11 protein-coding genes and 1 other annotated feature are annotated in these 11,342 nt (G+C 43.6%); of the genes, 4 read left to right on the top strand and 7 right to left on the bottom strand.

Annotation, left to right across the window (positions count from 1 at the left end; genetic code table 11):
* Nucleotides 1–262: 262 nt before the first annotated feature.
* From GQY27_RS02950 to GQY27_RS02940, 3 genes are read left to right on the top strand one after another with little or no spacing between them, the layout of a single operon-like run.
* Nucleotides 263–799 (top strand): RNA polymerase sigma factor, encoded by a 537-nt coding sequence (locus GQY27_RS02950; RefSeq protein ID WP_236570445.1) that lies wholly within the window; start codon nt 263–265, stop codon nt 797–799.
* The gene (locus GQY27_RS02945) at nt 792–1,283 is read left to right on the top strand and encodes an anti-sigma factor (protein WP_160031996.1); all 492 of its coding nucleotides are present in this window, start codon (nt 792–794) and stop codon (nt 1,281–1,283) included. Before GQY27_RS02950 ends, GQY27_RS02945 begins: the two co-directional genes overlap by 8 nt.
* Before the next feature lie 41 nt (nt 1,284–1,324).
* Nucleotides 1,325–2,617, top strand: a complete 1,293-nt coding sequence (locus GQY27_RS02940) for a multi-tm2 domain protein (protein WP_236570444.1) — start codon at nt 1,325–1,327, stop codon at nt 2,615–2,617.
* Between the two features lie 76 nt (nt 2,618–2,693).
* Here GQY27_RS02940 and GQY27_RS02935 read toward each other — a convergent pair whose 3' ends face one another.
* The 7 genes from GQY27_RS02935 to GQY27_RS02905 all read right to left on the bottom strand — a co-directional run bounded on the left by GQY27_RS02935 (nt 2,694) and on the right by GQY27_RS02905 (nt 10,128).
* On the bottom strand, nt 2,694–3,338 hold the full coding sequence (locus tag GQY27_RS02935) for a methylthioribulose 1-phosphate dehydratase (protein ID WP_160031995.1): 645 nt from the start codon (nt 3,336–3,338) through the stop codon (nt 2,694–2,696).
* A complete protein-coding gene (locus tag GQY27_RS02930) occupies nt 3,335–4,009 on the bottom strand; it encodes a 2-hydroxy-3-keto-5-methylthiopentenyl-1-phosphate phosphatase (protein ID WP_160031994.1) in 675 nt (224 codons plus the stop codon). Before GQY27_RS02930 ends, GQY27_RS02935 begins: the two co-directional genes overlap by 4 nt.
* The gene (locus tag GQY27_RS02925) at nt 4,010–5,230 is read right to left on the bottom strand and encodes a 2,3-diketo-5-methylthiopentyl-1-phosphate enolase (RefSeq protein ID WP_160031993.1); all 1,221 of its coding nucleotides are present in this window, start codon (nt 5,228–5,230) and stop codon (nt 4,010–4,012) included.
* On the bottom strand, nt 5,227–6,087 hold the full coding sequence (proC, locus tag GQY27_RS02920; RefSeq protein ID WP_160031992.1) for a pyrroline-5-carboxylate reductase: 861 nt from the start codon (nt 6,085–6,087) through the stop codon (nt 5,227–5,229). The genes GQY27_RS02925 and proC overlap by 4 nt, the downstream gene beginning before the upstream one ends.
* 30 nt (nt 6,088–6,117) lie before the next feature.
* A complete protein-coding gene (locus GQY27_RS02915) occupies nt 6,118–7,365 on the bottom strand; it encodes a glutamate-5-semialdehyde dehydrogenase (protein WP_160031991.1) in 1,248 nt (415 codons plus the stop codon).
* Nucleotides 7,366–7,444: 79 nt separating this feature from the next.
* Nucleotides 7,445–8,551: a glutamate 5-kinase gene (gene proB / locus GQY27_RS02910; RefSeq protein ID WP_160031990.1), complete on the bottom strand. Its 1,107-nt coding sequence runs from the start codon at nt 8,549–8,551 to the stop codon at nt 7,445–7,447.
* A 77-nt stretch (nt 8,552–8,628) separates the two neighbouring features.
* Nucleotides 8,629–8,846, bottom strand: a binding site (T-box leader).
* Nucleotides 8,847–8,922: 76 nt separating this feature from the next.
* Complete coding sequence (locus GQY27_RS02905; RefSeq protein ID WP_160031989.1) at nt 8,923–10,128, bottom strand: pyridoxal phosphate-dependent aminotransferase; 1,206 nt, start codon at nt 10,126–10,128, stop codon at nt 8,923–8,925.
* A gap of 234 nt (nt 10,129–10,362) precedes the next feature.
* Between GQY27_RS02905 and GQY27_RS02900 the strand changes: the two genes are divergently transcribed.
* A complete protein-coding gene (locus GQY27_RS02900) occupies nt 10,363–11,148 on the top strand; it encodes a carbon-nitrogen family hydrolase (RefSeq protein WP_160032056.1) in 786 nt (261 codons plus the stop codon).
* Nucleotides 11,149–11,342 lie beyond the last annotated feature (194 nt).

Genomic DNA, 11,342 nt, shown 5'->3' with positions numbered 1-11,342 from the left:
CATGATTGTCACCTCAAATAAAGTAGTTACTTCTATTGTAAAATAAAAAAGACTGTAGGCAAACTAGTTTAAGCTAGTTTGTCTACAGTCTGGGCACTCCTTTATAAGGGGTGCCTTTTTTTGTTCTATTCGCGATAATAAGAAGGAAAGATGGATCGAATTCAAAAAAAATAAATATTTTATATGGAAACTGCAGGGGTGCGCTTCGTTCACACGTCTATTTATATGGGGAAGGAGGAGAGAGACCATTGATGAAGCAAGATTGATTAAAGATATTGTGCAAGGAGATCATGCGAAATACCGTGAACTTATTAATCAATACAGTAAACATATTTTTCAAGTAACGTATTCTGTTCTTCATCATGTTCAGGATGCGGAGGATGCTGCGCAGGAAGCTTTCGTTCAAATCTTTAGATCTCTCCCCCAGTACCGATCGGAAGGGTTTAAGACTTGGATTACACGAATTGCACTGAATAAAGCGATTGATATGAAAAGGAAAGCAAACCGAAGAGTCATAACCGAAGCGGGACATGAGAACGATGTAATACATATACCTGACCGGCAGGCGGATACGGTGTATCAATTGCTTAAGAAAGAAAAAAAACAAGAATTGCTGAAAAAAATCAGAATGCTTCCTCCCAAGTATCGTGATATTATCATTCTTTATTACCTAAAGGAAAACAATTATGAGCAGATAGCGAAGGAATGCAGTATTGCTGTGAAAACCGTAGAATCGAGATTATACCGAGCAAGAATATGGATAAGGCAACATTGGAAGGAGGAAGAATGGCGTGAATAACCGAAATGAGGACCGCTTTACGGCTTATATCAAAGGGACACTAACCCAAGCGGAGAGAGAAGAGATAGATGAGCAGCTCCTTACGGATGAAGAAGCGCTTGCCTCCTATCTGATGTCTCTTCAGTTATTGAATCAAAACGAAGGTTTGGCTCATCAAAACAACAACGAGACGTTTACTTTCCCGGAAATCCATAGTCAAACGGAATTTACCAAGCGGATCATGAAACAAGTTGATTCAACGGTGAGAAGAGAAGGAAAGAAGAAGCAATTAGGCAAACTTTCGTGGCAGCATCTTCTTAGTCATAAAATGATTCACTATACGGTAGCTGCTTCAATAACAGTCCTTTTTATTTCTACAGGTGTATTTGATCGGCTAGCTCCCAGCAATGTATACAAGAGCGAGACCCAAACAGCAGAACCTTATAGTGAGATTATGGTGAAAAAGGCCACAGGCTGGTTAGATACGTTAAAGCCTAAACCATAATGAATAGATTTACATTTGATCTAAGAAAGGAAGACAATGAGATGAATATGGAGCAAGACAGAAGTAAGCTGCTTGCCTTTTTGCTTAACTTTGTGCCGGGACTCGGACATTATTACTATAAGAGCCGGGTAAAGGGTTTTATCTATGGATTGCTATTTTTTGGAATCGTAGGATTGGCTTTTTTAGCTGCTCTCGGAAATGAAATGGAGTTTGCTCTAGTTTTGTTACTAGGGGCTGCCTTTCTATGGATGGTCAGTATGTTTAGTCTAGTTATTAAACTGCTTCGTGCACCCGAACATTCTTCCTATCCGCCGGGTTATCCTAACTATGCTCCAAATGCGGAGACGTACGGGCAAATGGGACCCGCAGTAGATCCAAACGTAGACCCTCATGAGTCCTTTTACGGCATGCAGCACGATCAAAAACCTGGCATGGAACCTCCTTTTGGTTTTCCGCCGCATGAAGGGTATGTGTATCCAAATCAGGGAATAGGGAAAGAAAAGGAACGATTCTTTACGATTCTCTTATCGTTCGTGCCAGGACTTGGACACTTGCATATGGGACTGTTGCAACGCGGACTATCTTTTCTAATTGGATTCTTCGGACTCGCTATTATGCTGCTGTTCGTAGCGGTCATTTCGGGCGAAGAGGTCATACTTCTTTTCCTGCTTCTACTGCCGGTGATGTGGCTGTACTGTATGTTTGATGCGGTTCAGCATGTACATCGCAAGCAAGCGGGGGAAATTTTAGAGGATAAAACACTGTTTGAACAGATGGAACATGGCCGTAGTCATGGAAAGCGGAGTAAAGTGATTGCTACGTTACTTGCGATTATCCCTGGGGCAGGCCAGATGTATCTGGGGCTACAAAAAAGAGGACTTCAGCTTATGATGCTGTTCCTAGGGAGTATTTATATTTTGGACTTGCTGAATTTGTCCCTCTTTCTTTTTCTAATCCCCGTTATCTGGTTCTATAGTTTCTTTGACGGACTTCAGCAGGCAAGCAAGTACGGCAGAGAACCCTTATATGATAAACCGGTAGTTGAAGCGTGGACGCGTTATCAGCGGTGGATCGGTGCAGCACTATTATTCCTTGGTGTTTATTATATTTTGCTGAGACTGGTAGTTCCAGAGCTGGAAAACTATTTTAAACCCGTTCATTATTTCTACGTCTTGGAGTCTCATATGAACACGATCGTCATATCATTGATCTTCATCGGGGGCGGTATCAAGCTGCTATTCTCTCCACCACGGAAAGAGGATGAAGGGGAGCGTCTGCTCAGAGAGCTTGAGCGTGATATGGATCTATCTCCTTATCAAGACAGAGAGTTATAGATTCATACTGTTCTTGAGAGAAATATTAAAAACCGTAGATTTGCCGAAGTAGGCGTTTCTACGGTTTTTCTATGTTTTATTTTTTAAGTAAAAGTCCGCGGTACATCACTTCAAATAAAAATTCAAACGCCTCTAGATGCTTTCTTGCTTCAAACGCATTCTTTCCCCATACATAAATGCCGTGATTGCGAAGCAGAATCCCAGGAACTTTCTCTTGAAGCACACCAGGCACCAGCTCGGCAATGGAAGGAATATGCGCATAGTTAGGAAGAACAGGTACCTCAATAGCAGCATTCTCTTCCCAAATGTTAAAAGCTTTAATCAGTTCAATCCCTTGGATAGGTACATGACCTTGATCCCCATAATATTCACTGATCAGGTTATTGAACACGGTATGTACATGAAAGACTGCCCCGCATCCAGTTAAGCGATAAATTTCGCAGTGGATTAATGTTTCCGCACTCGGTTTTAAGCTCGTTGTTTCGCAAGCTTTCCCATCCTTATCTACAAAGAGGAAATCTTCGGGTGTGCGGGCTGCTTTATCTTTACCACTGGCGGTAACTGCAAAATGGAACTCTTCTGCATCAAAATTTCCAATACGCATGGAAAGATTACCGCTGGTGCCGGGGAACCAGCCTCTTTTTGCAAAGTCATCTTTTACATCGGCTAATTCGGAGAGAACACGGTTTTTTTCTTCTGTGGTGATATCTGAAAAAGTCATTTTACTACCTCCTGAGCGCGTTTCGATTGTAAGTTTTCTAAAATATCGAAGAAAGTAGTAAACGGTACGTGAGGAACCTGCAGTTCTTCGCATTTCTTCGTTAAGATCGAACGAGAATACACTAGGTCAGCAATTTTAGCACCTTGGAAGTCGGTGAGACTGTCACCGATGAGTATACGTTCATAAGAATCAGGATCGAAATTACGCATAATGGTTGCTTTACACATTCCACAATCATTCGTACATGGGGCTTTACAAGGATGCGGCCACAGGATTCGAATATGATCTCCCGTAAAATCTGCACGGTTACAATAAACATGATCGTTTGCAATCCCATACGGAGCAAGCAGGGGATCAATAAAAAAATCCATTCCGCCACTCGTTACATAAAACTCGATACCTTCGTTACGTACATAGCTAAGGAACTCAGCAAAGCCATCCCTAATTCCCGCTTGTCCAAGAACAAAATCGATCACTTCATTCTTTTTCTCTGAAGGAATCAGGGCGAACATTGCACTTACCCCTTGCTGTAAAGAAATTTTCTGATCGACTATATCTTTCATTATCGGCTCATAACCGGCAGGCTGAAAGTGCTTCATGATCGCTACGATGTTATCGGATAGCGTAATTGTTCCGTCAAAATCGCAGAATATAACTGTTTTTTTACTCACTTATTTTTCTCCTCCCCAAAGCTGCAGGGCACTTGCAAGTTCCGGATGAGCAGAAGCATATTCTGAAAGCGAAATTCCTTGCTGTGCTGCTTCAATGGCTTGAACAAATGCACGTCCTCCGGCTTCAGTACCCATGGGATGACCGTGAATTCCACCGCCTGCATTTACAATAACATCTGTACCAAAATCTTGTAAGATCAGCGGAACAAGCCCAGGATGGATTCCCGCTGACGGTACAGGCATACTTTGTTTGATGGACAGCGCTGAAGTTAACAGCTGTTCTTTAATTCCCATATTTTCTTCACGCGGCATCGTTACTGAACCGTAAGGTGAAGGGAAGAGGACAAGATCTGCTCCCGCAAGACGCATGAGCTGCCCCAGCAGGACAGATGCAGAGATACCATGATAAGGTGAAGGATAGTAGGCACCCGCAAGGGCTGGGTGGGCCATGATCGGTACGGTAATCTCTGGATCTTTACTGAGTTCGTGCAGGACGTCATACCCGTAAGATAATACGTTAAAGAGAAGAGCGTTAGCGCCTGCGTCAATCGCTTTTCGAGCTTGCTCATGCAGACGGGAAGTCGGACCGGTCAGATTGGCCGCATAAAGCAACTTTTTACCGGTTTCTTTGCTTGCTTCTTCTGCGGCCCGAATACATACTTCCACTCGTTTTTCAATGGGAGTCAGTTCATTCTCAAAAAGGATTTCATCATCTTTAATTAAATCGACACCGCCAAGTGCTTGGCGTAAGAATTGTTCGCGCAGTTCTGTAGCATTGAGACCGATAACAGATTTAAAAATACTCATCAAAAGCGGCCGATTCGGTACACCTAGAAGATCCCGTACGCCTTGTATACCAAACTTTGGACCAGGGAAATGAGAGGCAAAAGCATCGGAGAAACCGAGCTGCATGAGCTTAATTTTGCCGTCCATTGATATTTTTCCAAATACGGTAACGAGCAGTGCCGGAATGTCCTTGCTAAAGTTTATATCGGGATAAGCGATGGTAACCTCTCCGTAGCGTTCTCCAGGCTGCGCATTTTCAGGTTCATGGAGCTTAACTTCAAGCACTTGTCCTAAATGTTGCTTCATTGCGTCTCTTTTTGCTTCCGGTAATTCTGTCCAGCTTCCCACTGTCATACCAACGGCAATGGACTCTGCCTTTTTGTGAAAATTCGCTTTATCATCGTAAATCCGGTACGTTGCTGTACAATAACTCAATTGATTTCCTCCTTCAAGGCATTGCCCATTTCCCGGGAACGCTCTGCACAGCGATCCACCGCAGCATGAACAGTCTCTTTGAAATGGCCATTAGCTAACACACCGATAGCCGCCTCCGTTGATCCATTAGGGGAAGTTACCTTTTTGCGTAAATCTTGCGGACTTTCACCCGTTTGCTGTACCATTCGAGCTGCACCAAGTACGGTCTGAACCGTTAAATCACGAGCTTGTTCAGAAGTGAGTCCGCCCCTTACACCAGCTTCGATCATGGCTTCCATCATGTAATAGATGTAGGCAGGCCCGCTTCCTGAGATTCCCGTTAAGGTTTCTATTGTAGATTCATCGACGATCGTGACAATGCCTACCGCTTCAAATAAAGTACGGACTAACTGCTGATCTTCGTCACTAACTTCTTTTGAAAAAGCGATTCCGGTTGCACCAAGACCAATCGTACTGGACGTATTTGGCATCGTGCGGACAACGGGATGTTTTTTGCCGAGCAGCGTCTGCATTGTTTCTATAGTCATTCCGGCTATAACCGACACCACGAGTTGCCCTGGAGATAGAAGCGGTCCTAGATAACGGAGAGCTTCTGCTGCATCTTTGGGTTTCATTGAAAGGACAATGACATCCGTCGTTTGCAGTACATCTTCTTTGGCAGCCGTTTCACGTGCCGTAATGACGCCATATTTATTTTCAAGTTCCTGAAGTCGTTCTTGATTGCTGCGGTTCATCATGGTGATGGAGGAAGGAGAGAGCACACCCCTTGATATGAGCCCTCTTGCAATGGCTTCTGCCATAGACCCAGCTCCGTAAAAAGCTACTTTTTTCTGAATGAGTGTACGAATTCCGCTCATAGATCTAATTCCTCCTGACCCTCTGTAATTTTATTGTCTGATTTGTCCAGTTCCGTAAATACGATATTTTGTTGAGGTTAGTGCAGGAAGACCCATAGGTCCGCGTGCATGCAGTTTTTGAGTGCTAATTCCGATTTCTGCACCATAACCGAATTCGAACCCATCCGTAAAACGTGTTGATGCATTGTGATAGACGGCTGCTGCGTCTACATCTTGCATGAATTTCGCCGCAGTAGCCTCATCCTCAGTAACAATACACTCGGAGTGCATCGTACTATACTGCGCGATATGATCCAGCGCTTCCCTTAGATCAGCAACAATCCGCACATTTAGGACATAATCGTTATATTCCGTACTGTAATCAGCCGAAGTAGCGGGTACTGCCCACGGAACAAGCTTAACAAAGGCAGGACAACCGCGAAGCTCAACAGAAGAATTCTGAAATGCTTCTGCCAGTTTTACAATTTTCTCATTTCCATAATCCTTATGAATTAAAAGTGTCTCCATTGAGTTGCATACCGATGGACGTTGCACTTTTGCATTAAGAGCAATATCAGTAGCCATTTGCTCATCAGCGTCAGCAGCAATATAGGTATGGCAGATTCCAGCACCCGTTTCAATAACAGGAACCGTTGCATTTTCAACCACATTTTGAATGAGAGAGGCGCCGCCTCGAGGAATAATGACATCAAGCAGACCTTTGCATTTTAACATTTCATTTACTGATGCACGATTTGAGTCTTCAATCAGCTGAATCGCTTCAGATGGGACCGGAGTAGATTTCAGCGCCTGTTTTAATACTTCTACAATCTTTTGGTTTGATGAAAGAGCAGAGGAGCCGCCCCGCAGCACCACAGCGTTTCCTGTCTTGAGGCTTAGTCCAATTGCATCCACCGTAACATTGGGTCTAGCTTCGTAAATGATTCCAATCAGTCCAAGCGGAACACGTTCCTTTTCAATGCGAAGACCGTTAGGACGATGAATGACTTCGAGAATATCTCCGATAGGGTCACTCAGCTCAGCAATCTGCCGAAGCCCTTCTGAAATACTGTGAATCCGTTCTTCATTCAAGCTGAGGCGATCAAGCATGGCAGCAGGAGTACCATTTTCCTCACCACGTGCAAGATCGAGCTTGTTGGCTTCAATTATAGAAGACTGTTCCTGAATCAGTGCATCTGCCATGACAAGAAGGGCAGCGTTCTTAACGTCAGAGGATAGACTTGCTAGTAGTGCGGTCGTTTCTTTTGCCTTTAATGCTTTCGTTTGTACTTCGCTCATTGAAAATCACTCCTTTAGTTAATTTAAGGTGTTGTTAGTTAATTGTAAGCCAGAAAAAGTTCTATGGAACATTCATCCGTTATTTCAGTGTAATCCATTCATCACGATGAACTACTTCCAAACGGCTCATGTTTCCTTCAAGTTTTTTAAGAACTTCCTGACTTGAAAGTCCTCTAATCATACGCAGTTGTTCCTCATCGTAATTTACGATACCGCGTCCGATGATATCCCCTGTCATATTAATAACTTCAATGACATCACCAGCTTGGAAATGACCTTGAACTTCTTGTACCCCTACAGGGAGCAGGCTGTGACCGTCGTGAAGCAGTGCTTTTTCTGCTCCAAGATCGACCTGTACAGAGCCGAGGGGGGATGACATAAATCCAAGCCATTGTTTTTTTCGAGGGAGAGAATTTAGGCGTGTATCAAAATAAGTGCCTTTTCCTCTATCATAAAAAGCTGCTTTCATGTCCCCCTGTTCGAGAACACGTCCCACAAAGACGGGTACTCCGCCTCTAGTAGCAACCTTGGCTGCATCAACTTTGGAACGCATACCGCCAGTACCGACGGCAGAACCGCTTCCGCCTGCTATTGCATAGATTTCATCTGTAATTTCATCAATTCGATCATATTTGACTGCATCCGCCTGTTTCCGAGGGTCAGCAGAATATAAACCATCGGTATCGGTTAAAATAAGGAGTTTACTTGCTTTAATAAATCCAGCGACAAGCGCTGACAGCATATCATTATCCCCGAATTTCAGCTCATCCACAGATACGGTATCATTTTCGTTGATGATTGGGATTACTCGCTGTTTTAACAGCTCATCAATCGTCATGATGGCATTTCCCATCCGTTTGCGGTTTAGGAAATCGGTTCTTGTAAGCAGGATTTGTGCTGTCTTGATTTCATGACCAGCAAATGCTTGTTGATAAGCTTGCATAAGAAGAGCCTGCCCAACAGCCGCAGCCGCTTGTTTTTCATGTAGCAGCTTGGGCCGAGATGTATAGCCAATGTGACCGAATCCGGCAGCGACGGCTCCAGAAGTGACAAGAAGCACTTCATGGCCTTCGGCGTGGAGTGCAGCAATCTCTGCTGCGAAGAATGATACGGCTTCTTTATGTAATGATCCTGTATCCGTGGTTAAAGAACTACTGCCAATTTTAATAACAATGCGAGAAGACACGCCTGTAGTTCACTTCCTTTCTAACCTTATCAATTTTGATTACTATAGAAAAACAAAAAAACTTTCGTCCTTATAATGCAAAGGACGAAAGTTAAATCTTCCGCGGTACCACCTTTGTTGATGATCTAGATCATCCAACTCGTAGACCTTATAACGTTAAGGGAAACGTCCTATTTTCATAGTTAGGCCGCTCAGGGGTAGGTTTCAGAAATGTCCGTGGTAAATTCTTCCAGCCTTTGGAATTTACTCTCTAAACACGAAGGAGCTTTCTTACTGGTCCCGTCAACACGTTTACGATTTTAAATTACAGATAGGATACCATGGAAGATAGGTCGTTGCAAAGAGAAATAAACGCAGATTTTGCAGTATTCCTAAAACAACCCGAGCTTACCAATTCGTCTAGCTGCTTCCCTCAGTCTTTCTTCATCACTCAGCAGTCCTATACGCACGTAACCTTCCCCATGTTGTCCAAAACCAATGCCCGGTGCTACCGCTACTTTTGCCTCTCGAAGCAGAAGGTCAGCGAACGAAGCTGAAGTATAGCCTTTGGGCACAGGAAGCCAGCTAAAGAAGGAACCGCCTGGTTTGTTTGCGTTGTATCCTATGTTTCCGAGTTCACTAAACAGGGCATTTCGCCGTGATTCATAGCGGGCCACAAGCTCAGTTACACAGTTCTGAGAAGAAGTCAGTGCCGTCTGTGCCGCTGCCTGAATGCCCCCGAATAAGCTTACATACATATGGTCCTGTAGTTGATTAATAAGTTTGATAATCTCGGCATTTCCAAGAGCAAAACCAACTCTCCATCCTGCCATATTATAGGTTTTGGATAAAGTGTAGAATTCAACGCCTACTTCTTTGGCTCCTGGTGTTTCTAAAAAACTGATAGGACGATGCCCGTCAAAACCAATAGCGCCATAGGCAAAGTCACTTGCCACCACAATTCCATTCTTAGCCGCAAATTCTACCGTATCTTCATAGAAAGAGCTTGGAGCAATAGCAGCTGTCGGGTTATTCGGATAATTGAGAAACATTAGTTTTGCTTTATTGGCATCTTGCTCTGAAATCGCACTGTAATCAGGTAAGAAGTCATTGGACGCAAGCAGCGGCATAAATGACATTTCAGCCTTGGCAAGAGCAACTCCGGACCAGTAATCAGGATAACCTGGGTCAGGAACGAGACACACATCTCCGGGATTAAGTAGAACTTGGGGAAGTTCAACAAGCCCTGTTTTTCCTCCAAATAAAATGGCTACTTCCGTTTCAGGATCGAGCTGAACACCATAGTCCTCTTTATACCGGTGGGCAATCGCTTCCTTTAGAAAGGGAAAGCCGCTAAAAGGTGAATATTTATGATAAAGCGGATTGTCCGCTGCTTCTTGCAAGGAAGATACGATATGCTTTGGAGTAGGTGTATCCGGATTTCCTTGTCCCAGATTAATGACATCATGTCCTGCCATGATCTCACGGTTTACATTCTGAACTAGCGCAGCAAAAAACTGAGTAGGCAGATGATTCATAATCTCAGCAGGTTCGATCGTAAATCTGGACTTTGCAGGCCGAGCATGAGAAGAGTTCATTTCATCACTCCGGTTTCATCATAGTAAAAAGTATTATAAATCTATCATGATTTTTCCTAGCTGTATAGATGGAGTTCGTATAGATGACTTGTCTGATTTGGAAGAAAACGTCTATGATAGGAAGAACTTATTTTATATGAATCTCGTTAAAGTGTAAAAGGAGAATAGATGATGACAAACCTAAATCGTGAGATTAGTAATGTGCCGGAAGAAGCGAAAAATTCATTCCTTCAGATGGTACTGCTTCAGAGTGATATTCAGATTGGAAAGCCAGATGTTAACCGTAAACACATGCAAGAGCTTATACAGCAGGCGATGGAGAAGAATCCGAATACGGATATCATTGTAATGCCTGAGATGTGGAATACAGGATATGCACTGACAGAGGTTCATGAACTGGCGGACCCACATGGGAAGAAGGAACGAGAGTGGCTGCAAGAATATGCTGCACGCTATAAAGTGAATATTGTGGCAGGTTCTATATCAGAAATCGTAGATGAAAAAATTTATAACAGTATGTACGTATTTAATAAAGAAGGAAAAGAAGTGGCACGTTATGCAAAAATGCATTTATTTAGGCTCATGGATGAAGAGAAGTACCTTGCATCCGGGGAAGAGCCGATTACTTTCAGTTTTGATGGTAACTGGACTGCCGGAGCTTCGATTTGTTATGACATCCGTTTTCCTGAACTTGGAAGGACGCTTGCCTTAGCTGGGGCAAAGGTATTATTTGTGCCGGCAGAATGGCCGCATCCACGGTTGCATCACTGGCGTACCTTACTTATGGCTAGAGCGATTGAGAATCAGATGTATGTGGTATCGTGCAACCGGGTTGGCGTTAGTAAAGATACCGATTTTTTTGGACACTCTTTGATCATTGATCCGTGGGGGGAAGTTGTAATTGAAGGTGGAGATCAAGAGGAAATTCTTACGGGTACGATTGATCCGGCGCTGGTAGATGAGGTGCGTGGAAGAATTCCGGTGTTTGAAGATCGCAGACCAAACCTTTATTTTTCTTGAAAAAGCTGAATTAAATTGTTTCATACCCTGGGTAGAAGGTTAATAAGTAATATCCCGTCACCAAAAGGAGATGATCACCATGGATGACCGTAAGGCTAACCATTTGGAAGAGAAACTCAGGCGACAAGTTCACAAGTATGTGAGGGATGACAGAGAAAGACCTTTTCTAGAAAGCAGAGACGGAGATTTATCTC

It is taken from the genome of Paenibacillus sp. An7 (genome assembly GCF_009870785.1).
In the GTDB taxonomy this organism is placed as follows: Bacteria; Bacillota; Bacilli; order Paenibacillales; family Paenibacillaceae; genus Paenibacillus.
Note: the sequence above shows the minus strand (reverse complement) of the source record. Positions and strands in the feature narration are given on the sequence as shown.

Excerpts from the sequence above, each read along its gene's own strand:
- GQY27_RS02940 (WP_236570444.1), top strand. The coding sequence starts at position 1,325 with ATGAATATGGAGCAAGACAGAAGTAAGCTGCTTGCCTTTTTGCTTAAC.
- GQY27_RS02935 (WP_160031995.1), bottom strand. The coding sequence starts at position 3,338 with ATGACTTTTTCAGATATCACCACAGAAGAAAAAAACCGTGTTCTCTCC.
- proC (WP_160031992.1), bottom strand. The coding sequence starts at position 6,087 with ATGAGCGGAATTCGTACACTCATTCAGAAAAAAGTAGCTTTTTACGGA.
- GQY27_RS02915 (WP_160031991.1), bottom strand. The coding sequence starts at position 7,365 with ATGAGCGAAGTACAAACGAAAGCATTAAAGGCAAAAGAAACGACCGCA.
- GQY27_RS02905 (WP_160031989.1), bottom strand. The coding sequence starts at position 10,128 with ATGAACTCTTCTCATGCTCGGCCTGCAAAGTCCAGATTTACGATCGAA.
- GQY27_RS02900 (WP_160032056.1), top strand. The coding sequence starts at position 10,363 with ATGGTACTGCTTCAGAGTGATATTCAGATTGGAAAGCCAGATGTTAAC.